Origin of the sequence: Pseudomonas sp. WP18 (assembly GCF_036689585.1) — a bacterium.
In the GTDB taxonomy this organism is placed as follows: domain Bacteria; phylum Pseudomonadota; class Gammaproteobacteria; order Pseudomonadales; family Pseudomonadaceae; genus Aquipseudomonas; species Aquipseudomonas chlororaphis_E.
The window spans coordinates 5,925,191-5,945,495 of record NZ_CP144758.1 but is presented as its reverse complement, the minus strand read 5'-3'; the positions used below and the strand labels follow the sequence as shown (position 1 = coordinate 5,945,495).

Here is a 20,305-nt window from a genome sequence, read left to right as displayed (position 1 = left end):
TTCAGTTCTCCAAGGGGACGACGCTGTGGTCGAGTGGGTGTTCGGGCGAGCCGAGGCCGCCGCGCATGCCGGGCGACCACCAGACGACGATCCGCGCAGGGTCGGGCTCGGCACGTTCACAGGAACCGGCCTGGCAGCCCGAGCGACTTGCGCAGCCGGCGAATACCGGCAGGCTCAGGAGTACGGCGAGCAGCAGCGGTGTGCGCCTCATGGGTTCATCCTCGCAGTGGTTTGCAGTAGGGAAGGACGTTCGCCGCCCGGTACGCGCGCGGGCTGGTTCATGACCACGAACACTTCGGTTTCCTCACCGGGTTCCAGCCACACTTTCGGCCAGGCAGAGGCCGCCAGGGTCCAGCGGCTGCCACAGCTCGCTTCATCGAAGCGCAACCGCCGCTGGCCATCGTTGCGCACCACGCCCACGGCGATGCCGTAGTCGGGGCCGGCGAACCATTGGGCGCGCGAGGCGTCCAGCGTCAGTCCGGGCTGCAAGGCGCACAGCGTCTCGGGGGAGTAGGGAATCGAATCGGCCTGCTTGAACGAGGCCGGGATGTTGCCGTCGGCCAGGCGGGCGAGCACGTCGCTGACTTCCAGGCGACCGACCGGGCGCTTGCCGTTGCGCCGCTCTTCCAGGCGCGCCATGGCGCTGTCCACCTGTTCGCGGTCGAGGGTCGAGATGTAGCGGGCCGGGTCGACCTGGTCGCCGATCAGGCGTGGCGTCAGGATGAACACTCGCTCCCGGCGGCTGGTTTCGCGGGTGGTCGACGAAAACAGTAGCGGCCCCAGCAGCGGGATGCGCCCCAGCCATGGCACCCGTTCCAGGTTGTCGCCGGTTTCCTCGGTGTGGAAACCGCCCACCACCAGCGAACGGCTTTCGCCCATGACCGCCTGGGTGCTGACCACCCCGCGGCGCACGCTGGGCGTCTGCTGGCCAACCTCGGAAGGTTCGATGCGGCCGTCTTCGATGTCCAGGGCCATCTGGATCTGCTTGTGCCCGCCGGTCTCGATGGCATGCGGCACCACTTGCAGGCTGGTGCCGGCGGTGATGGGTTCGATGTTGGCCACGCGCTCGCCGATGGCGGAGAGGTATTCGGTACGGCTGAAGTCGATGACCGCCGGCTGGTTCTCCAGGGTCAGGACCGAGGGGTTGGCGACCACCGTGGCCAGGCCGCGGCCTTCCAGCGCGCGCAGTTGCGCGGAAAAGTCGCCGTAGTCCTGGATGAATACCGTCGAGCTGGCACCGGGGCGCAGCATCGAGGCGCCGCCGATCAGGTCGCCGCTCTCGACGTTCCAGTTGGAGGCCAGTTCGGCCAGTTGGGTCCGGTCGATGTCCAGGATGATCGCGTCGATTTCCACCAGTTTGCGCGGCACGTCCACGTCGCGGATCAGCGGGGTATAGATTTCCCGGCGCTTGGGCGCGTCGTAGATGAGCACGGCGTTGTTGCGCACATCGGCTTCGACACGAATCTTGCCGCGGCTCCCACCGCCGCTATCGCCGGGCTGCACGCGGGTGGTGTTCGGGCGGCCCATGCCGTTGAAGGCCAGTTGTTCGATATTGCCCATGGCCATCGATTGGTTGCCCTGCATGTTCTGGAACGACGCTTGGGGCAGGGCGGTGGGTGCCGCGCCGGAGGTCGAGCCACGATTCTCCAGCAGGCCCCGCAGGATGCTGGCGACGCCGGGGATGACCAGGGTGTCGCCCCGGTATTTGATGTTGCGGTCGGCCGCGGTGGCGTAGCGCAGCGGGAAGCTGATGACTTCCTGTTTTTCTTCGGGGGTCTTGCGTGCCCTGGCGAACTGGGTCACCAGGCGCACGTAGCGTTCGGGACCGGTGATCAGCACCACGCCTTCGTCAGGCAATTCACCCCAGCCGAAACGCGGGTCCAGCAGGCCGATATCGGTCAGCGCCTGTTTCATGTCCGGCACTGCATCGGCGGACACCTCCAGGCGCTTGGAGCGTTGGTTCTGCAACGGGCTGACGTACAGGCTGCTGCCGTACACGAACCACTGGAAGCGATTCTCCAGCCCGAGCCGGTCGAGGAACGCCTGGGGGCTTTCGGCCCGCATCCGGCCTTCCACCGTGCCCTTGACGGTGCCGTCGATCACCAGTTGCACGCCGAAGGTATTGGCGAAGTCATCGAGTACCTTGGTCAGCGGCGTGGCCTGGGCGTCATAGGCATAGGGGGTGTTCTTCCAATCGGTGGGCACGGCGGCCTGTGTCGGCGCGGCCAGCCCAAGCGAGCCGGCCAGCACCAGCGCAATCAGCGAGGGGCTCGCCCAGCGCTGCGTGATCAACTGGCGAAGACGGGCGTTGCCTTCGGTCATCAAGCGGTACGGCATAAACCACTGGTTAGGCATGGCGCAGTCCTGTTCCAAGGAAATGAGCGTGCGAGGGCCGCCGCGCCACGGGCGCCGCCGCCGCACGTGGGGCTTTTTGCAGAATCGATTGCCAGGTGTCGCGCTGGTTGAGCAGCGCTTCGAGCAACTCGATCAAGTCGTCGACGTGTCCGTCCGGAGCCAGCTGCGCCATCAACCACAACCGCGCATCGTGGGGCGCGCGCGCCAGTGCCCCGGGGAATCGCGAAAGGCTCGGGTGGGCCAGCCGGAGCACCTCTTCCAGGGCCGCCTCGTTGGACACGCTGGCGGGCAGCTCGACCGACAGCAGCAGCGCGCCTTCGAGTTTGTCGAAGGTGACGTCGCCGTCGTCGATGACCAGGGTGAAAGGCGCGGGCTCATCGGCGCCGGCACTCCAGCGAATGAGCTGCGCGCGCAGCTCATGGCATTGCATCGATGATCGCCTTGGCGAGGTTGTGGTGGGCCGTGGTCTGTTGAGTGGCCGCCGTCACCGCGACCGACATGCCGTTCATGCTGGTGAGGAAGGTGTGCATGTCGTCCAGGGACTGGCTCTGCGCAGCGTTCATCGCCGCGTTGTTGACGTTGTCGGTGGCGCGTTGGAAGTAAGTGTCGAGGCGGCGCTGCAGGGCATCGATAGAAGACATAAACGGTTCCTCCGGGCTTGGGCGTGTTCACCCGGTGAGTGGTGGTTACGCCCGTGGCGGTTCCGCAAGGAAGCGAGAAAAGAAGCGGGGGACTGGATTTAGGGTTGCGGCTCTGGCAGCCGCAGCGCTTGCACGGCGCTGGGCCAGTCGAGCTGGAACGTGCCGCCAGGGGTTTGCAGTTTCACCTGCTGACGGTCCATGCCGGCATCGGCCACCGGCGTCCAGGCTTGCGGGCTGGCGTTGCCGAGGCTGCGGGTCAGGCTCGCCAGGTCTTCGGGATGACAGTGCAGGGTAGCGGTGGCCGGATCGCGTTGCCCCGAGGCCAGCTGACGCACCAGCGCATCGATGCGCGCCGGTTCGGGCACCTCGTCCAGTAGCGTTTGTAGGGCCTCGTTGACCAGCCGTGCAGCGCTGCTTTCAATCTGCTCCCACATCGCCTGGCGCTGCGCTTCCCATGTGGCGAGCAGGGCGTCGGCCTTGTCCCAGAATTGCGCCTGGGCCTCAAGGACCTGCGCTTCGGCCACTTCGTTGGCCTGTTCGAGCAACTGCGCGGCCTGGTCCCTGGCGTGTTCGATGACACGTTGCGCACGGGCGCAATCGACCAGGGTTTCGCGCGCGATATAGGGCTGCAGCAAGCCCTGGCCTTCGGGGCGTAGTTCAAGCGAGCGCCGGGCGAGCATCGTGGATCTCCGTGTCGTGGGGGGTAGGGACGGGGGACGCCAGGCTTTGCCCGGCTTTCCAGCAGGCGGACTGCCAGAGCGTGTCGAGCCTGGCCGCGGGCGGTTGGGGTTGGGGCGCCGTGCTGCATTCGATGGCCATGATCCTTGCGCGAGGGAACGCCAGGCGCGCCCGTTGCCAGGTCGGTTCGTCGAGCCAGGCCCGCAGCAGCGCGAGCGGATCCTGGTCCGGTTCGAGCCAATGCCCGGGGCGCAATGCCTTGGCCGTGCGTTCGCACCAGGCGCGGTCCTGCGCCGACAATGCCGGGGTGGCCGTCAACGGTGAACAGGTGGTCGCCACCAGTTCACAGGCCAGGGCCAGGGCGGCCGGTGTGCAAAGCAGTGCCTGCTGCGCCGGGCTCGGCCTGGGTGGCGTGCAGGGCGTCATGCCGAAGCGCCTGGCCAGCGTGGCGTGGTGCCCACGGGCCAGGGCGTCGAGGCGTGACGCACTCAGTCGGGCAAGGTCGAGTGGCTGCCATTCGGGGGTGGCCTGGCGCCAGGCGTGGTGCCACCAGTGAACCCACTCCAGCGCGGCGCTCATGCGGCAGAGCCTTTGTCATGGGTTCCAGCGCCCGGTGTCTTGACCGCGAACAACGGTGCCGCCGTGTTGCCCGGTGGTGCGGCGGGGGCGCCCGGCCGGGCGAGCTTGTGTTCGAGAAAGCGCGGCAGCGTCAGGGCGCCCTTGCGCCACAACCGGTAGAGACCATAGCCGGCGCCCAGCAGGATCCCCAGCAATATGATGCCCGCCACCACAGTGACCGTTCGCCAGTAGGCGACTTCCTCGGCCTGCATGACGAACGGCCCGAAGTGCGCCATCTTGCGCCGCTCCTGATACGGCACGGTGGGCACGAACACCACCGACAACTTGCTCGCATTGTGGGCCGCATCGGCCATGCCGGGGATCCCGCTGGCGATCAGGTTGCGCACCCGTGGCGTGATGCTGTCGGGATCCAGCGCCCCGGTGTGCTTGATGAACACCGAGGCCGACGCCGGTTGCACCGGCTCGCCGGGCGCGACCCGCTCCGGCAGGACCACATGGACCCGGGCGAGCACCACGCCGTCGATCTGCGACAAGGTCGATTCGAGCTCCTGGGACAACGCGTAGATATAGCGGGCGCGCTCTTCCAGTGGCGTGGAAATGACCCCTTCCTTGCGGAAGATATCCCCCAGGCTGGAACGTGAGCGCCGCGGCAGGCCGGCCGCTTCGAGCACGTGGACGGCACTGTTCATGTCGGCGGGCTCGACCAGGACGGTCATGCCGTCCTTGTCGACTTGCTTGCTCGCCTCGATGTTCTTGTCCGCCAACTCTGCGATCACTTCGTTGGCATCCTGCTCGGAGAGGCGGCTGTGCAGCGCCGATCGCTCCTCGCAAGCCGTGAGCAGCAGGCACAGTAACAACGTTGAGCATGCGCGCATGAACATGGCCGGCATTTCCTTTACTGGAGGTTAGTGAGCTTCTCGATCGCCTGGGAGCCTTTGCTGACCAGTTTCGCGGTCATCAGGCTTTCCAGGTGGAACGACGACAACGACCGGTTGGACTGCAACATGTCCTGCGGGTCGGCGGTGCGGATGGCCTTGAGCATGTCGCGGTTGGCGCGCTCGTCCAGTCGTTGCAGTTCGCCGGAGCGACTCGACAGCGAATCGATGATGCGTGCCGCGACGTTGTTTTCGTTATCCGGCGCCGGTGGTTTCTCGCGCATCTGGGCGTTGAACCAGCTGACGTCGCTGGTCTCGGCGCTGGCCTGCGGCCGTGCGCCCGCCTTGGCCGGTGAGGAGGCCAGTTGGCTGGCATCGATGGCTTGTATTTCCATGGGCTTCTCCAATCTCGAGGGGACGAATCAAAAGGGGCGGATGCCTTCAGGCGCACATCAGCCGCAGGACGTTGCGGGCACTGCCGGTGACGCTCAGGTGAAACTCGATTTCCTCACGCCCGCGCCGGGCTCGCCGCCGCGCGACCGGGTACTGGCCTGCCAGGCGAGCCAGCGCCAGGTCCAGTTGTTCCAGGGCCAGCTGGAACAGCCGGGTTTCGTGGGCTTGCAGTGGCGTGCCGAGGGCGATGCGCTCGGTCCATGTCCACGTTTCGCCGTGGGTGCTGGGCGGCGGATAGCGCTGTGGGTGCTGGTCCATGAAGCTGGCGATCTCGAACAACAGGTCCTGGTCGTCCGGCTCGTAGCGCGCCTGGCCCGCGCTGTCGTCGATGTCCAGCAGCGTCAGCAGCTTGCGCCGGCCCAGCACCGCGATGAGCCTGAGCAACAGCCGCAGGCTGGCGTTATGCCGGTCGAGCGGGCCGTCCGTTTCCCAGGCGCCGAACAGCGCGCCGCAGAACGGGTTGTTCGCACTGCCGAAATCACTCTGGCTGCCGACGTCGTTGTCGCCGATGGGTGGCCGGCGATGGGCGAACATCTGCGCCAGGTCGCCAAACAGGTCCTCATCGGAATAGGCGTCGTCGATATCGACCTCCAGGTTCTGGCCGGTACCGCCGTTGATCTCTTCCAGGATGTCCGTCAGGACCAGGTTCAGCGGGTTTTCCGTTTCCACGGCCAAGCCCTGCTGCGGGGGCTGCCAGCCGAAGGGCGAGCGTCCACCTGCCGAGTCGTGTTCACCGCCCCATCGCACCAGTGACTCTTTCAACCGGCCGCTGCTCGCATGCTGCGTCAGGTGCTCGATCACCGCATCTGCCAGGCCCTGGGTGATCGAGGCGCGGCGTTGCGTGGAGTCGTCATGTGAAAGGGCTGCGGGAGGACGAAGGCTGTTCAGCCGATCGATATGCATGGGCCTGATCTCATCGCGCTTGAAGAGACCCCGCCGCGGCGGGGCTTGAAGCGGGTTGTCAGAATCGTATGTTCTTGGACGCCTCCCCCATGGCCGTAATGGCCTTGGTGGCACTGTCCATGGACTCTGCCGAGATGGCGTTCATGGTGTCGGCGATCAGTTTCTTTTGGTCGAATTCGGATTTCATGGTCGTCATCGCGGCCGAGGTAGCATCCATCTGCTGCATGGCCGCCATGGAGGCCGCAAGAGAAGCTCCACCAAAACTCATAGTCGTATCTCCGGATTGTGGAATGGCGAGACGGTTGTGAGTGTCTCGAAGGTTAGGTGGCGGCGCAGGTGGAAACGGTTCCACGCCGGGCACTCAACCCATCGATATTTCCAGGCACTTCATCCGGTAGTAGAGCGTGCGCCGTGCGATGCCCAGCTCGGCGATGACCTTGTCGATATGACGATGGTGGCGACGCATGCAGTCTTCGATGAGCACTTTCTCGAACTGCTGCAGTTGCTCTTTCAAATTGAGCGTGGTGTTGCAGTGCTCCGAGAGTTCGGCACGGGGCAGCGCCGGCAGGCCCAGCACGTAGCGTTTGGCGGCGGATTGCAGCTCACGGATGTTCCCTGGCCAGGCGTAGCCGATCAGGTGGCACAACAGCTCCGGCGACGGGGGGATGTAGGGCCGGTCCAGGGCCTTGGCTTCACGCCGCACCAGTGACTGGAACAGCGGCACGATACGTTCCTTGCGGCTGCGCAGGGGCGGCAGCTTGAGGCTGACGATGTTCAGCCGGAAGTACAGGTCGCGACGAAACTCGCCCCGTTCGACCATCTCCCCCAAAGGGCACTGGGCGGAGGCGATCACCCGCATGTTCACCGGGATGCTCTGGGTCGAACCCAAGCGCTGGACGGTCCTGGATTCCAGGACACGCAGCAGCTTGGCTTGCAACGCCAGGGGCATGCTGTCGACCTCGTCCAGGTACAGCGTTCCGTTATGCGCCGCCTCGACGAACCCTGCGCGGCTCTGGCTGACACCGGTAAACGCACCGGTGTTGGCCCCGAACAGTTGACTCTCCGCCAGGCTCTCGGGAATGGCGGCGCAGTTGATGGCGACGAATTTGCCTGAACGACCGGACATGCGGTGGATTTTCTCCGCCAGCGTGTCTTTGCCGGTGCCGGTTTCGCCGCGCAATAGCACGTCAACCATGAGCGGCGCCACACTTTGGGCAAACGCCTCAAGGTTGAGAACATCCTCTTTATGGGTAGTGGAAAGTGCAGCGCAAAGCATCTTTTGCATCACTGACGATTCCATTCTTGTTTTGGTAGGAGGTCGACAATTTAAAGATCAAAGGCGCGTAGAAATTTCCCGCGCCGCGGCATGACCGACTTGAGACCAACGTTCTGTTTGCTACGGAGGTTTAGAGAACCGATTAAAAAAAAGTTCATGCTGGCACGGCAGATGTTAATCGTTTCAGCTCAACGGCCGGAAAGCCGGAACACCCCTGCGCAACCCGTCTGGCATGGGGTTCGGCCAAAAAACGAGGCGTGTAGGAGGGGCTTCTGAAAATTGGATCCGACAAACGGTTCAGCGCAAGCGCCTGTTTGGAGCAAACGCTCTACAATCAAACAAATGTTCGATCGCTTAGTACTGAACTAGTGGGTTTTGGAAATACGTTTCGTAGTTCAGATTAGTCACTTGGGAGTTGACCAGGGGCAATAACAGCCGACCGCCAATGTGTTAGTGGCGTTAACTTTTCGGCCAGCACTAAGCGCTTCAAGGATCGGCTCGATAAAGCTGTTAGTGGAGTTGCAGGTCAGCCCTTCGCTGTAGGGACCGAAGTACGCCAGTTGGCCGCTGTGGTCCCAGATCGCCACTGCCGGGCTGGCGGGAATCTGGTTGGAACCGGGGAGTGTGGCGAGGGGTTTGAGGCGGCTGAGCGTCGCGGGCAATTGGCCCTGGCTGCCGGTTTTCTGAACCGCATAAAACTCTACGCCCTGCGCGGCATATTGATCGACCAGTTCGGACAGGTGTTGCTGGTTACCGACGTTGCACGGGCAGGCCGGGTCCCAGAAATGCACCAGGCGGATGGCACCGGGGCCGGCCAGCTCGGACGGCAGGCGCAGCGGCTCGCCGGAAAATACCGCCGTGTGTTGGCTGAAGGCCCGCAGGAAACGCCCCTGGAACCAGTCGTAGGCCACCCACAACAGGATGGCGCACGCGAGGGCAAGCAGGCTGGCAAGCAAGGTCGTGCGGTGGGACGGGCGCATGGTGTCGATCCTCTGAGGTCGCGTAGCTTGCCATGCCCGCTGCGACAGATGAATATCACAGGCCTACAAAGTCTGTTTCGCGCGATGCGCTTCTGCCTGGACCTATTGATGCCTGCTCCTTTCGATCCCGATCTCCTGCGTGCCAGCCTGCAACCTCTGGCCCGGTGGCAACCCCTGTCGGAGCAAGCCCAGGCGTACCAGCGCTTCTACGGCCTGGACTTTCCCGGGCGCGACGTGCGCAAGGGACTGGGGTGTTTCGAGGTAGAGGGTTACACGCTGGTCAGTCAGGTCTGGTGGCCGGAAAAAACCGTGGCGACGCTGTTCGTGTTCCACGGCTATTACGATCACATGGGGCTGTACCGGCACTTGATCGAATGGGGCCTGGAGCAGGGCTTCGCGGTGATCGCCTGTGACTTGCCGGGCCATGGCCTGTCCAGTGGCGAGCGCGCCAGCATCGGTGATTTCGCCGAGTACCAGGCCACCTTGCAGGGCCTGTTGGGCGAGGCCGCCACGCTGGAGCTGCCCCAGCCCTGGCACTTGTGCGGGCAGAGCACCGGTGGCGCCATCGTGGTCGATCACGTGCTCAACCAGGGCGCCCAGAGCCCGGCCCAGGGCCAGGTCATCCTGTTGTCGCCTTTGGTGCGACCGCGGGCCTGGGGCTGGTCGCGCCTCAGTTATTACCTGCTCAAGCCGTTCGTGACCGGTATTGCCCGGCGCTTCAGCGAAAACTCCAGTGACCCGCAGTTCCTGCCATTCCTGCAAGCCGACCCGCTGCAACCGCTCCGCCTGCCCACGGCGTGGGTCGGGGCGCTGGGCCAGTGGATCAAGCGTATCGAGGCCGCCCCGGGCAGCCCACGCCAGCCGCTGATCGTGCAGGGCCAGGCCGACATGACGGTGGATTGGAAACACAACCTGGACGTGTTGCGCAGCAAGTTCGACCGGCCCCAGGTGCTGATGCTGCCCCAGGGACGGCATCACCTGGCGAACGAGACCCTGGCGTTGCGCCAGGAGATGTTCGGGTTTCTGGCGAAGCGGATGAGCCGGATGCGGCGGTGACTTTGAATGTGCAATCGCGAGCAAGCTCGCTCCCACATTGGACCTCTGGCGTTCGGGAAATCTGAGCGTACTCAAAACCCTGTGGGAGCGAGCTTGCTCGCGATGGCGTTATTGGGCACTACTGCCCGAGATTCTGCCCCACCGCCAGCCCCGCCCGGATCGCCGCCAGCGCGGCTTGATAATAAGCCTGGCCCTCGGCTGATTCGGCGAAAGTGGCGAACTCTTCCAGCTCGGTATCGCTCAGGTCACGGTAGACGTACAGCAGCGTGTTGTTCAGGTCCGCGCCGATCTGTTCCATCAACCGCTGGCGCTGGCCGTTCAGCATGCCCTGGGCCTGGCCGGCGCCCAGCAGGCCGGGGATCATCGAACTCAGGCTGTCGGCCGCGACGCCGGCGATCGCCAGGCTGACCTCGGCGCCGGCCTCGCGGGCGGGCAGGGCCTGGGCCAGGTGGCCGATGATCAGCAGGCGATTGTCACTGGCTTGCATCTTCGGCAAGCCCTTGGCGTTCTTGGCCAGTTGATCGCGCCGGGTGGCCAGCAACTCGGCCGCCACGACCTTGCGACCCAGGGGCGTCTGGAAAAAATTCAGTGCCGGGTTCGGATCGCGAAGGTTCTTGCGCATTTGCGCCTCGGCCCGCTGGTCCATGGCCTGGGGGGCGAAGCGTTGATTGCTGTTGGTCACCAGGGCCTGGAACACCGCCGGTGGCAGGCTGCTCTGGTAGCGCTGCTGGGCCGCGCTCAGGGCGTCATTGAAATGCGCCCGTTGTTCCGGCCAGCCGGCGACCTTGTACAACTGGTCGTAGCTGTCTGCCCAGGCGGGCAACACGCAGAACATCAACAGTGAGAAAAGCAAACGGCGCATAGGGACTCCTGTCAGCAGCCGACTATTCTCCGTGGGGCATGGGAACTTGTCGAGAATTCGTATCAAGTTCGTACGCCAGTGCTACCTGGCGCCGTAAAGTCGCTGCGTGGCGCTGTCGGTTTTGCAGGCACAGGCATACTATGCGCGCCATGCAAATACCTTCTGATCACCCGCTGCTGTTACGTATCGTCGACGACCTGGCCGAGCGCGGCTGGTCGCAGCAGAACCTGTTCCTGCCGGACGCGCTGACCCGCGCCCTGGCGGCCGAGTGTCGCCAGCGCGCCGCCGAAGGCGAACTGGCGCCGGCGGCGGTCGGGCGCGGACCGTTCTCGGAGATCCGCGAAGGTATCCGGGGTGATCGCATCCAATGGATCGAGCCTGGCCAGGCGCAGGCTTGCGATCATTACCTGGCCTTGATGGACAGCCTGCGCGAGGCGATGAACCGTGGGCTGTTCCTGGGCCTGGAGGATTTCGAAAGCCACTTCGCCCTGTACCCGCCCGGCGCGTTCTACCTCAAGCATGTCGACCGCTTTCGTGACGACGACCGGCGCATGGTGTCGGCGGTGCTCTACCTCAATGACGCCTGGTCGGCGGAACAGGGTGGCCAACTGCGCATGTACCTGGACGATGGCGTGGAGCATGACGTCGTGCCCGTCGGCGGTTGCCTGGTGGTGTTCCTCTCGGGCGACATTCCCCACGAAGTCCTGCCGGCCACGCGCAACCGCCTGTCCTTGACCGGCTGGTTCCGGCGCCGCGGCAACGAGTTGTTCTGACCCCATGGAAAAAATCCTGGTCAGTCGCTGCCTGCTCGGCCACCGGGTGCGCTATGACGGCGGTGCCAGCGGGCCATTCGATCAACTTCAGCAATGGCTCGACGAAGGCCGGGTCGTGCCCCTGTGCCCGGAAGTCGCCGGCGGCCTGCCCACGCCCCGGGCCGCGGCGGAGATTGCCGGTGGACAGGGCGTCCAGGTGCTCGACGGCCAGGCGGCGGTGATCACCACAGACGGCGAGGACGTGAGTGCGCAGTTCCTGTCGGGCGCCGACCAGGCGCTGGCGCTGGTGCGCGAACACGGCATCCGGATCGCCGTGCTCAAGGCCAACAGCCCATCGTGCGGCAACCTGCTGACCTACGACGGCACGTTTAGTGGCGTGAAAGTCAGTGGCGAGGGCGTGACAGCGGCCTTGCTCAAGCGCCATGGGGTGCGGGTGTTCAATGAGTTGGAGTTGGCTGAAGTTGCGTTGGCGCTCGTGGTGTTGAACAGTCGCTGATTGCTATCTGGCACAACCCTGTTGTGGCGAGGGGATTTATCCCCGCTGGGGTGCGCAGCGCCCCCAAAAGAATCGACACGGTCTGTCAGACACATCGTGGTGTCAGGCATCAGGGACGCTGCGCGCCCCAGCGGGGATAAATCCCCTCGCCACAGTCGGTCTTCTGTCATAACTGACCCGCCAACTGCTCGATCTGCTCCTGCCGCTCAGCCTGGCTCAACCGCGCCTGGGGGTTGAGGCTGGACCACTGGGGATGGGCGCGGGCCTTGGCCAGGGCGTCGGGCAGCTTGCCTTCGCGCCAGGTCTTGTCTGCCTGGGGCGTGGCGATGCGGATGCTGTCGAGGGCCGCATGGCCACGCTGGTTGAGGGCTTGCAGCAGTTGCCGTTGGCGCAGGGCCAGCAGGCGCAGCACGCTGTCGTCCACCGTCAGTTCGCGCTGGCCCTTGAGTTTGCCCATGAGTCGATTGCCGTAGCTGCGGGCGGTTTGCAGGGCGCCGCCGGCAATGGCCCCGGCGAGGGCGGCGGCGCCGAGGGTCAGGCCGCCCACCAGCAAGTCCACCCCGGCACCGGCCGCGGCGCCTGCGGCGATTCCACCGCCAACCCGCACACCCAATTGCTTCAAAGTCTCGGGATTGAACAGGTCATCGCCCCAGCGTCCGTCGAGCAGTGGCAAGTCACAGGCGGCGGCGTCCTGGGGGCGGAAGGCATAGAGCTTGAGCAGGGATTCGACGCAGCGTTGTTCGCGCTGACGCACTGCATGGCGTAGCTCGTCGATGGCCTGGCGCTCCCGCTCGGGGTCGCTGGCGACGCTGCGGCGGCAGGCGGCGCAGTCGATCAACAGCTCGGCGATCAACCGGGCTGCGCTCTGCTGGCGGGCCAGGCGCTGAGCCTGTTGGTCGGCAATCAACCGCTCCAGTTGCCCGCGGGCGCTTTCCAGCAACAGCGCGAGGCTTTCATACAAGCGTCGTTCGCCATCCTCGGGCGGCGCGACGCTGTCAAAGCGCACCAGGGCATGCAGCCCCAAGCGTGCCAGGGCTTCGCGCCAGTCGGGCTCACGGTGTTGGGTGCTGCTGACGAAATTGAGTACCGGCAGCAGCGGCTTGCCGCAACTGGCGAGGACCTCCAGCTCATCGCGGTACTTGGCCAGCACCGGTTCACGGGCGTCGATGACATAAATGCCGGCGTCGCTGGCGAGCAACTGCCGCAACACCTTGGCCTCTTGCTCGAAGCGTTGCCGCGCCTCGCTGCCTTCGAGAAAACGGGCCAGGCGTGCCGGGCCGTCCAGGCGTTCACCGGGGCGCTCCAGGCATTCGAGGTAGTCGAGCAGGGCGATGGCGTCCTCCAGGCCTGGGGTGTCGTACAGCTCCAGCAGGGCTTGCCCGTCCACCGAGAGGCGTGCGCCCTCGACGTGCCGGGTGGTGCTCGGGCGATGGGACACTTCGCCGAAGCCGACGTCCCGGGTAAGGGTGCGCAGCAGCGAGGTCTTGCCGACGTTGGTATGCCCGACCACAGCCAGTTTCAGCGGCTTGATGGAATCAGTCATGGCCGTTCTCCAGCCAGCTCATGGGGGCGCAATCGGCGAAAGGCAATTGCAGCTGTTGCAGCGCGCTGTGCCAGTCGCCCAGGCGTTCGGCGTCCAGCGCTTCGCCGGGCGGCGCCTGTAACAGCCACACGCGGGTGGCGCTGGCGCTGCGGGCCAGTTCGGCGATCAACGCCAGGCTGCCCCGGTCTGGCGAGCGGCGTGGATCACAGGCAATCGCCAACCGCGCCGGTGGAAATCGCGACAGTTGTTCGAGGAGTTTGTGGCGAGACTCGCGGCTGTCGAGGACACCGGCGTTTTTCACCGAGTCGGGCAGCTTCGGCGGCCAGGGCCGCTCGTCCAGCTCGATGGCCACCAGCAAGGCGCCGGTGCTTTGCACCGTGCCGGCGGGGCTTTGCACCTGATGCAACTGGGCGGGCGCGGCGTCGTTGATTCCCAGTCGCTCGCTGCTGGGCATCAGGCGTTCGCGTAACTGGGCATAGCCCGGCAGGTTCAAGTCCAGGGCCAGGTCGGCGCGACCGCGGCGCCAGCGCCACAGGCACAGCAGCGCCAGGCCCAGGCGTGGCAGCACGCCGTAGACCAGCACCACGCCCACCAGCCAGGTGGCCCAGGCCTGGCGGGCGCTGTCGAGGTTCAGGGCGCCGTCGCCGCTGGCGCGGATCATCTCCACGGTCGGTACGTTGAAACCCAGCAGGGCAGGCACAGTACCGAGGGCGCGGGTCAGGGCAACAAAGGTCTCGCTGCCGAGCAGGGTGGTTTCCCAGACAAACCCGTAGCGCCGGGTCGCCATCAGCATCAGTACGATGACCAGCGCGCTGACCATCGCTACCAGCCAGACGCCGTTGACCAGCGCCCCGAGAACCCAGCGGTTGAGTCGCTTTCGTTGCAACAACAGCAGCAGGGCCGGCGCCAGTTGGATGGCCTTGGCGTCGCGGGCGAGCTTCTCGCTGAGCCACAACCACAAGCGGCCCAGCACGGCATCCTGGCCCCCGGCGAACGCCAGGCCGAAGGCCCAGCCGATCAGCAAGACCAGGTTGAGGCCCAGGAGGCTGCCCAAGGCCCAGAACACGTTGACTGGCGTCTGCCCGTCGCCGAGTGCGGCAAAGCCCAGGCCGGCGCCGCTGACCACGGCGAGCACCGCCAACACCATCAGTGCCAGGCGCGCCCCTTGCAACCAGTGGCGCAGAGCCAGGACGAGGCCATCGCGCTCGGCCAGCCAGCGGGCGCGATGGCGGATACGGGTGGACAACTCACCGCCGGCCGCACGGGCCAGGCGATTAGCTTCCTGGTCCTGCAACGGGCCGGCGTGCTCTTCACGCAGGCGGATGGCCTCGGTCAACCAGAGTTCTTGCAGTTTCGTCACGGGTGCTTCCGTAGCTCAAATGAGGCTTGAGCATAACCGCTGTAGCGCCTGTCGGGGTAAGGCGCGCCTCTGGTATCCTCGGCGGCATGAAAAAAACACTTCCCTTAAGCCTGATCGCAGCCCTTGGTGAAAACCGGGTGATCGGCGTCGACAACAGCATGCCCTGGCACTTGCCGGGGGATTTCAAATACTTCAAGGCCACCACCCTGGGCAAGCCGATCATCATGGGGCGCAAGACCTGGGATTCCCTCGGTCGACCGTTGCCGGGGCGCCTGAACATCGTGGTCAGTCGCCAGCCTGGCTTGCTGCTCGAGGGCGCGGAAGTCTTTTCCAGCCTCGACGCCGCCGTGGAGCGGGCCGAAGCCTGGGCGCAGGCGCAGGGTGTCGATGAGCTGATGTTGATCGGCGGTGCGCAGCTGTACGCCCAGGCACTGGAGCAGGCAGACCGACTGTACCTGACCCGCGTGGCGCTGAGCCCGGAAGGGGATGCGTGGTTTCCGGCGTTCGACGCGAACCAGTGGACGCTGGTTTCGAACCAGCCGAACCCGGCCGAAGGGGATAAGCCGGCGTATAGCTTCGAGGTGTGGGAAAAGCGTTAAGGGCATCGCGAGCAAGCTCGCACAGTTAACCGAGTTTTGTCAGGCAGACCTCGGTCGACTGTGGGAGCGAGCTTGCTCGCGAAAGCGGTCTATCAGGCGCCACGCATCAAGCGTGCACCAACTCCCCATGTTCATCAGCGTCGAGCAAGGCCTTGTCGGTCTGTTGCATCACCTGGCTGGTGATCGCCCCGGCGGTGATCGAGCCGCTGACGTTCAGCGCCGTGCGACCCATGTCGATCAGCGGCTCGACGGAAATCAGCAGCGCCACCAGCGAGACCGGCAAGCCCATCGCCGGCAGCACGATCAGCGCGGCAAATGTCGCCCCGCCACCGACCCCGGCGACGCCCGCCGAACTCAAGGTCACGATCGCCACCAGCGTCGCGATCCATACCGGGTCCAGCGGGTTGATGCCCACTGTCGGCGCAACCATGACCGCCAGCATCGCCGGGTACAGGCCAGCGCAACCGTTCTGGCCGATGGTGGCGCCGAACGAGGCGCTGAAGCTGGCGATGGCGCGTGGAATGCCGAGGCGGCTGGTCTGGACTTCGATGCTCAGCGGGATGGTCGCCGCGCTGGAGCGGCTGGTGAAGGCGAAGGTCAGCACCGGCCAGATCTTGCGCAAGAAACGCAACGGGTTGATCCCCGCCGCGCTGACCAGCAGGCCATGGACGACGAACATCAGGCCCAGGCCCAGGTACGACACCACCACGAAACTGCCGAGCTTGATGATGTCCTGCAGGTTGGAGCCCGCCACCACTTTGGTCATCAACGCCAGCACGCCATAGGGCGTCAGCTTCATCACCAACCGCACCAGACGCGTGACCCAGCTTTGCAGGGTGTCGATGGCGTCGATCACTTTCTGACCTTTTTGCGCGTCATCCTTGAGCAATTGCAGGGCGGCCACGCCGAGGAACGCGGCGAAGATCACCACGCTGATGATCGAGGTCGGCTTGGCCCGGGCCAGGTCGGCAAAGGGGTTTTGTGGAATGAACGAAAGCAGCAACTGCGGGATGTTCAGGTCGGCGACCTTGCCGGCGTAATCGCTCTGGATCACTTGCAGGCGCGCCAGTTCCTGGCTGCCGGCCACCAGCCCTTCGGCGGTGAGGCCGAACAGGTTGGTCAGGCCGATCCCGATCAGGGCGGCGATGGCCGTGGTGAACAGCAAGGTGCCGATGGTCAGGAAGCTGATCTTGCCCAGGGACGAGGCGTTGTGCAGACGCGCCACGGCGCTGAGGATCGAGGCGAAGACCAGCGGGATGACGATCATCTGCAACAGTTGCACGTAGCCGTTGCCGACCAGGTCGAACCAGCCGATCGAGGCCTTGAGCACCGGGTTGCCAGCCCCGTAGATCGTGTGCAGGGCCACCCCGAACCCCACGCCCAGCACCAGGGCCAGCAGTACTTTCCTGGCCAGGCTCCAGCTGGCGTGACGGGTTTGCGCCAGGCCGAACAGCAAGGCGAGGAACACCAACAGATTGAGGATCAGCGGCAGATTCATCAAGAGAGCTCCGTTAAGACTTTGCCAGTCGCTTGAAGCCGCGACTGCGAACAGGAAAGCCTAACAGTCTGATAACTAATGAATTAATACTAAAAATGCATGTTGAATGTCGTTTATGGAATAAGGACGTGGCGTTTGCGGGTACGTCGCTGGCGTTTTCAAGACGTAAGCGGTCGCGGACAGGCGAGGACTGTCATACGCATTTGTTAGCGTCGGGTTCTTTGAACCTGGGAGAAATGCCGATGAAGCTCGCACCTCGTTTTCTCGCTGTCGCCTTGAGCCTGGGCCTGGCCGGACAGGCCCTTGCCACCGAGCTCAAGCACTGGCCGGCCGAGCAGGCCAAGGCCCTGGACGCGATGATCGCGGCCAACGCCAACAAGGGTAACTACGCGGTGTTCGACATGGACAACACCAGCTACCGTTACGACCTCGAGGAATCGTTGCTGCCGTTCATGGAGAACAAGGGCCTCATCACCCGCGAAACCCTGGACCCGTCCCTCAAGCTGATGCCGTTCAAGGACACCGCCGACCACAAGGAAAGCCTGTTCAGCTATTACTATCGCCTGTGCGAAGTGGACGACATGGTCTGCTACCCCTGGGTGGCCCAGGTGTTCTCCGGTTTCACCCTCAAAGAGCTCAAGGGCTACGTCGACGAGCTGATGGCTTCCGGCAAGCCGGTGCCCACCACGTATTACGACGGCGACAAGGTGGTCAACTCCACCGTCAACCCGCCCAAGGTCTTCACCGGCCAGGCCGAGCTGTACAACAAACTGATGGAAAACGGCATCGAGGTCTATGTCATGACCGCGGCGTCGGAAGAATTGGTGCGCATGGTCGCTGCCGATCCGAAGTATGGCTACAACCTCAAGCCGCAGAACGTGATCGGCGTGACCACGCTGCTCAAGGATCGCAAGACGGGCGAACTGACCACGGCCCGCAAGCAGATCAGCGCCGGCAAGTATGACGAGAAGGCCAACCTCGACCTGGAGTACACGCCTTACCTGTGGACGCCGGCGACCTGGATGGCCGGCAAGCATGCGGCGATCCTGACCTACATCGACGAGTGGAAGAAACCGGTGCTCGTGGGCGGCGACACGCCGAGCAGCGATGGCTACATGTTGTTCCACGATGTGGATGTAGCGAAGGGCGGCATCCACCTGTGGGTCAACCGCAAGGACAAATACATGACCCAGCTCAACGGCATGATGGTCAAGCACGCCGCGGCCCAGGCCAAGGAAGGCCTGCCCGTGACGGCGGACAAGAACTGGGTGATCGTCAAGCCGGAAGACATCCAGTAAGTCCCACGACCCCGCGGGACCACGAAGAACCCGTGGCAAGGGCCTGCTCCCGCTCGACTGCGTAGCAGTCGCAAACCAGGTAGTGCGGTTTGCCTGAAGCAATGCTGGGGGCCTGCTGCGCAGGCCAGCGGGAGCAAGCTCCCTCGCCACAAGAGACGCCATGGCCGCAAGGCAAATGAGAGCCCAAAAAAATGCCCCGCACTTGGCGGGGCATTTTTTTGGCCGCTGTAGACGCTTACAAGCCGTCGAGCATTGCCTTGTTGCGTACCGCGCCCTTGTCGGCGCTGGTGGCGAGCAGGGCGTAGGCCTTGAGTGCCGTGGTGACCTTGCGCGGGCGCACTTCCACCGGCTTCCAGCCTTTCTTGTCCTGTTCGACGCGGCGCGCGGCCAGCTCTTCATCGCTGATCAACAGGTTGATCGAGCGGTTCGGAATGTCGATCAGCACCTTATCGCCATCGCGCACCAGGCCGATGGCGCCACCTGCCGCCGCTTCAGGCGAAGCGTGACCGATGGACAGGCCCGAAGTCCCGCCGGAGAAACGGCCGTCGGTGAGCAGGGCGCAGGCTTTGCCCAGGCCCTTGGACTTCAGGTAGGACGTGGGGTAGAGCATTTCCTGCATGCCCGGGCCACCTTTCGGGCCTTCGTAGCGAATGATCACGATGTCGCCGGCCTTCACCTCGTCCGCGAGGATCCCGCGCACGGCGCTGTCCTGGCTTTCGAAGATCTTGGCGTTGCCTTCGAACACATGGATCGACTCATCGACGCCCGCGGTCTTCACCACGCAACCGTCCAGGGCGATGTTGCCGTACAGCACGGCCAGCCCGCCTTCCTTGGAGTAGGCGTGCTCGACGCTGCGGATGCAGCCGTTCTCACGATCGTCGTCCAGGGTTTCCCAACGGGTCGACTGGCTGAACGCGGTCTGTGTCGGAATGCCCGCCGGGCCTGCCTTGAAGAAGTGATGCACGGCTTCGTCGGTGGTCTGGGTGATGTCCCACTTGGCAATGGCCTCGGCCATGGTCTTGCTGTGCACGGTCGGCAGGTCGGTGTGCAGCAACCCGCCTCGGGCCAGGGAACCGAGGATGCTGATGATCCCGCCGGCACGGTGAACATCTTCCATGTGGTACTTCTGGATGTTCGGCGCGACCTTGCACAGTTGCGGCACGTTGCGTGACAGGCGGTCGATGTCGCGCAGGTCGAAATCGATCTCGGCTTCCTGGGCGGCGGCCAGCAGGTGCAGGATGGTGTTGGTGGAACCGCCCATGGCGATGTCCAGGGTCATGGCGTTTTCGAACGCCTTGAAGTTGGCGATGTTGCGCGGCAACACCGACGCATCATTCTCACCGTAGTAGCGCTTGCACAGCTCGACGATGGTGCGGCCGGCCTGCAGGAACAGTTGCTCGCGGTCGCTGTGGGTGGCCAGGGTCGAGCCGTTGCCCGGCAGGGCCAGGCCCAGGGCTTCGGTCAGGCAGTTCATCGAGTTGGCGGTGAACATGCCGGAGCACGAGCCGCAGGTCGGGCACGCGCTGCGCTCGTACTCGGCGACCTTCTCGTCGGAGGCGCTGGAGTCGGCGGCGATCACCATGGCATCCACCAGGTCGAGGCCATGGCTGGCGAGCTTGGTCTTGCCGGCTTCCATCGGGCCGCCGGAAACGAAGATCACCGGGATGTTCAGGCGCAGCGCGGCCATCAGCATGCCGGGGGTGATCTTGTCGCAGTTGGAAATGCACACGATGGCGTCGGCGCAGTGGGCGTTGACCATGTACTCGACGGAGTCGGCGATGATCTCGCGGCTGGGCAGCGAATAGAGCATGCCGTCGTGGCCCATGGCGATGCCGTCGTCCACGGCGATGGTGTTGAATTCTTTCGCCACGCCGCCAGCGCGTTCGATTTCCCGGGCCACCAGTTGACCCAGGTCCTTGAGGTGCACGTGGCCCGGTACGAACTGGGTGAAGGAGTTGGCAACGGCGATGATCGGCTTCTTGAAGTCGTCATCCTTCATCCCCGTGGCGCGCCACAAGGCACGGGCGCCGGCCATGTTGCGGCCATGGGTGGATGTTTTCGAGCGGTAATCGGGCATGGA

The 20,305-nt window shown here is 64.7% G+C and carries 22 protein-coding genes; 5 read left to right on the top strand and 17 right to left on the bottom strand.

Annotated features, from left to right (window positions below; all coding sequences use genetic code 11):
• Position 1 precedes the first annotated feature (1 nt).
• The 12 genes from hrpT to V5F23_RS26505 form a co-directional block, all read right to left on the bottom strand.
• On the bottom strand, positions 2 to 211 hold the full coding sequence (gene hrpT, locus V5F23_RS26560; RefSeq protein ID WP_042731022.1) for an HrpT family type III secretion system protein: 210 nt from the start codon (positions 209 to 211) through the stop codon (positions 2 to 4).
• Entirely contained in the window at positions 208 to 2,355 is a 2,148-nt protein-coding gene (sctC, locus tag V5F23_RS26555) for a type III secretion system outer membrane ring subunit SctC (protein WP_047735831.1), read from the bottom strand. Before sctC ends, hrpT begins: the two co-directional genes overlap by 4 nt.
• Positions 2,348 to 2,785 (bottom strand): type III secretion system chaperone, encoded by a 438-nt coding sequence (locus V5F23_RS26550; RefSeq protein ID WP_042731295.1) that lies wholly within the window; start codon positions 2,783 to 2,785, stop codon positions 2,348 to 2,350. Before V5F23_RS26550 ends, sctC begins: the two co-directional genes overlap by 8 nt.
• A complete protein-coding gene (locus V5F23_RS26545; RefSeq protein ID WP_042731296.1) occupies positions 2,772 to 2,996 on the bottom strand; it encodes a type III secretion protein in 225 nt (74 codons plus the stop codon). The genes V5F23_RS26550 and V5F23_RS26545 overlap by 14 nt, the downstream gene beginning before the upstream one ends.
• A 98-nt stretch (positions 2,997 to 3,094) precedes the next feature.
• On the bottom strand, positions 3,095 to 3,676 hold the full coding sequence (gene sctL, locus V5F23_RS26540; RefSeq protein WP_042731297.1) for a type III secretion system stator protein SctL: 582 nt from the start codon (positions 3,674 to 3,676) through the stop codon (positions 3,095 to 3,097).
• Entirely contained in the window at positions 3,654 to 4,253 is a 600-nt protein-coding gene (locus tag V5F23_RS26535; protein WP_042731298.1) for a hypothetical protein, read from the bottom strand. Before V5F23_RS26535 ends, sctL begins: the two co-directional genes overlap by 23 nt.
• Positions 4,250 to 5,134, bottom strand: coding sequence for a type III secretion inner membrane ring lipoprotein SctJ (gene sctJ, locus V5F23_RS26530; RefSeq protein ID WP_042731299.1), 885 nt, complete (start codon positions 5,132 to 5,134; stop codon positions 4,250 to 4,252). Before sctJ ends, V5F23_RS26535 begins: the two co-directional genes overlap by 4 nt.
• A gap of 14 nt (positions 5,135 to 5,148) precedes the next feature.
• The gene (sctI, locus tag V5F23_RS26525; protein WP_042731300.1) at positions 5,149 to 5,523 is read right to left on the bottom strand and encodes a type III secretion system inner rod subunit SctI; all 375 of its coding nucleotides are present in this window, start codon (positions 5,521 to 5,523) and stop codon (positions 5,149 to 5,151) included.
• Positions 5,524 to 5,569: 46 nt separating this feature from the next.
• Positions 5,570 to 6,484 carry a type III secretion protein gene (locus V5F23_RS26520; protein ID WP_042731301.1) on the bottom strand — a complete coding sequence of 305 codons (915 nt, stop codon included), beginning with the start codon at positions 6,482 to 6,484 and terminating at the stop codon, positions 5,570 to 5,572.
• 58 nt (positions 6,485 to 6,542) lie between these two features.
• Positions 6,543 to 6,752 carry a hypothetical protein gene (locus V5F23_RS26515; protein ID WP_042731302.1) on the bottom strand — a complete coding sequence of 70 codons (210 nt, stop codon included), beginning with the start codon at positions 6,750 to 6,752 and terminating at the stop codon, positions 6,543 to 6,545.
• A gap of 93 nt (positions 6,753 to 6,845) precedes the next feature.
• Entirely contained in the window at positions 6,846 to 7,769 is a 924-nt protein-coding gene (locus V5F23_RS26510) for a sigma-54 dependent transcriptional regulator (protein WP_042731303.1), read from the bottom strand.
• A gap of 395 nt (positions 7,770 to 8,164) precedes the next feature.
• Entirely contained in the window at positions 8,165 to 8,740 is a 576-nt protein-coding gene (locus tag V5F23_RS26505; protein ID WP_042731304.1) for a DUF6436 domain-containing protein, read from the bottom strand.
• 108 nt (positions 8,741 to 8,848) lie between these two features.
• Here V5F23_RS26505 and V5F23_RS26500 point away from each other — a divergent pair, with 108 nt between their 5' ends.
• Entirely contained in the window at positions 8,849 to 9,796 is a 948-nt protein-coding gene (locus V5F23_RS26500; protein ID WP_042731308.1) for an alpha/beta hydrolase, read from the top strand.
• A gap of 118 nt (positions 9,797 to 9,914) precedes the next feature.
• Here V5F23_RS26500 and V5F23_RS26495 read toward each other — a convergent pair whose 3' ends face one another.
• Entirely contained in the window at positions 9,915 to 10,658 is a 744-nt protein-coding gene (locus tag V5F23_RS26495; protein ID WP_042731305.1) for a DUF2059 domain-containing protein, read from the bottom strand.
• 140 nt (positions 10,659 to 10,798) lie between these two features.
• Between V5F23_RS26495 and V5F23_RS26490 the strand changes: the two genes are divergently transcribed.
• A complete protein-coding gene (locus V5F23_RS26490; RefSeq protein WP_042731306.1) occupies positions 10,799 to 11,431 on the top strand; it encodes a 2OG-Fe(II) oxygenase in 633 nt (210 codons plus the stop codon).
• Positions 11,432 to 11,435: 4 nt separating this feature from the next.
• On the top strand, positions 11,436 to 11,927 hold the full coding sequence (locus V5F23_RS26485) for a DUF523 domain-containing protein (protein WP_042731307.1): 492 nt from the start codon (positions 11,436 to 11,438) through the stop codon (positions 11,925 to 11,927).
• A 166-nt stretch (positions 11,928 to 12,093) separates the two neighbouring features.
• Here the strand turns inward: V5F23_RS26485 and V5F23_RS26480 are convergent, their stop codons facing one another.
• A complete protein-coding gene (locus V5F23_RS26480) occupies positions 12,094 to 13,470 on the bottom strand; it encodes a GTPase/DUF3482 domain-containing protein (protein WP_042731190.1) in 1,377 nt (458 codons plus the stop codon).
• Positions 13,463 to 14,830 (bottom strand): DUF2868 domain-containing protein, encoded by a 1,368-nt coding sequence (locus tag V5F23_RS26475; protein WP_042731189.1) that lies wholly within the window; start codon positions 14,828 to 14,830, stop codon positions 13,463 to 13,465. Before V5F23_RS26475 ends, V5F23_RS26480 begins: the two co-directional genes overlap by 8 nt.
• Before the next feature lie 86 nt (positions 14,831 to 14,916).
• Between V5F23_RS26475 and V5F23_RS26470 the strand changes: the two genes are divergently transcribed.
• Complete coding sequence (locus tag V5F23_RS26470) at positions 14,917 to 15,429, top strand: dihydrofolate reductase (RefSeq protein WP_042731188.1); 513 nt, start codon at positions 14,917 to 14,919, stop codon at positions 15,427 to 15,429.
• A 106-nt stretch (positions 15,430 to 15,535) separates the two neighbouring features.
• Here the strand turns inward: V5F23_RS26470 and V5F23_RS26465 are convergent, their stop codons facing one another.
• Entirely contained in the window at positions 15,536 to 16,927 is a 1,392-nt protein-coding gene (locus V5F23_RS26465) for an L-cystine transporter (RefSeq protein WP_042731187.1), read from the bottom strand.
• Positions 16,928 to 17,169: 242 nt separating this feature from the next.
• Here V5F23_RS26465 and V5F23_RS26460 point away from each other — a divergent pair, with 242 nt between their 5' ends.
• Positions 17,170 to 18,225 (top strand): haloacid dehalogenase-like hydrolase, encoded by a 1,056-nt coding sequence (locus V5F23_RS26460; RefSeq protein WP_338497019.1) that lies wholly within the window; start codon positions 17,170 to 17,172, stop codon positions 18,223 to 18,225.
• Positions 18,226 to 18,460: 235 nt separating this feature from the next.
• Here the strand turns inward: V5F23_RS26460 and ilvD are convergent, their stop codons facing one another.
• Complete coding sequence (gene ilvD, locus V5F23_RS26455; RefSeq protein ID WP_042731186.1) at positions 18,461 to 20,302, bottom strand: dihydroxy-acid dehydratase; 1,842 nt, start codon at positions 20,300 to 20,302, stop codon at positions 18,461 to 18,463.
• Positions 20,303 to 20,305 lie beyond the last annotated feature (3 nt).

Coding starts and splice junctions, on each gene's coding strand:
- hrpT (WP_042731022.1), bottom strand. CDS start 211: ATGAGGCGCACACCGCTGCTGCTCGCCGTACTCCTGAGCCTGCCGGTA.
- sctL (WP_042731297.1), bottom strand. CDS start 3,676: ATGCTCGCCCGGCGCTCGCTTGAACTACGCCCCGAAGGCCAGGGCTTG.
- ilvD (WP_042731186.1), bottom strand. CDS start 20,302: ATGCCCGATTACCGCTCGAAAACATCCACCCATGGCCGCAACATGGCC.
- V5F23_RS26460 (WP_338497019.1), top strand. CDS start 17,170: ATGAAGCTCGCACCTCGTTTTCTCGCTGTCGCCTTGAGCCTGGGCCTG.
- V5F23_RS26495 (WP_042731305.1), bottom strand. CDS start 10,658: ATGCGCCGTTTGCTTTTCTCACTGTTGATGTTCTGCGTGTTGCCCGCC.
- V5F23_RS26515 (WP_042731302.1), bottom strand. CDS start 6,752: ATGAGTTTTGGTGGAGCTTCTCTTGCGGCCTCCATGGCGGCCATGCAG.
- V5F23_RS26480 (WP_042731190.1), bottom strand. CDS start 13,470: ATGACTGATTCCATCAAGCCGCTGAAACTGGCTGTGGTCGGGCATACC.
- V5F23_RS26535 (WP_042731298.1), bottom strand. CDS start 4,253: ATGAGCGCCGCGCTGGAGTGGGTTCACTGGTGGCACCACGCCTGGCGC.
- V5F23_RS26470 (WP_042731188.1), top strand. CDS start 14,917: ATGAAAAAAACACTTCCCTTAAGCCTGATCGCAGCCCTTGGTGAAAAC.
- V5F23_RS26545 (WP_042731296.1), bottom strand. CDS start 2,996: ATGTCTTCTATCGATGCCCTGCAGCGCCGCCTCGACACTTACTTCCAA.
- V5F23_RS26485 (WP_042731307.1), top strand. CDS start 11,436: ATGGAAAAAATCCTGGTCAGTCGCTGCCTGCTCGGCCACCGGGTGCGC.
- V5F23_RS26520 (WP_042731301.1), bottom strand. CDS start 6,484: ATGCATATCGATCGGCTGAACAGCCTTCGTCCTCCCGCAGCCCTTTCA.
- V5F23_RS26500 (WP_042731308.1), top strand. CDS start 8,849: ATGCCTGCTCCTTTCGATCCCGATCTCCTGCGTGCCAGCCTGCAACCT.
- V5F23_RS26465 (WP_042731187.1), bottom strand. CDS start 16,927: ATGAATCTGCCGCTGATCCTCAATCTGTTGGTGTTCCTCGCCTTGCTG.
- sctI (WP_042731300.1), bottom strand. CDS start 5,523: ATGGAAATACAAGCCATCGATGCCAGCCAACTGGCCTCCTCACCGGCC.
- V5F23_RS26505 (WP_042731304.1), bottom strand. CDS start 8,740: ATGCGCCCGTCCCACCGCACGACCTTGCTTGCCAGCCTGCTTGCCCTC.
- V5F23_RS26490 (WP_042731306.1), top strand. CDS start 10,799: ATGCGCGCCATGCAAATACCTTCTGATCACCCGCTGCTGTTACGTATC.
- V5F23_RS26550 (WP_042731295.1), bottom strand. CDS start 2,785: ATGCAATGCCATGAGCTGCGCGCGCAGCTCATTCGCTGGAGTGCCGGC.
- V5F23_RS26510 (WP_042731303.1), bottom strand. CDS start 7,769: ATGCAAAAGATGCTTTGCGCTGCACTTTCCACTACCCATAAAGAGGAT.
- sctJ (WP_042731299.1), bottom strand. CDS start 5,134: ATGTTCATGCGCGCATGCTCAACGTTGTTACTGTGCCTGCTGCTCACG.
- sctC (WP_047735831.1), bottom strand. CDS start 2,355: ATGCCTAACCAGTGGTTTATGCCGTACCGCTTGATGACCGAAGGCAAC.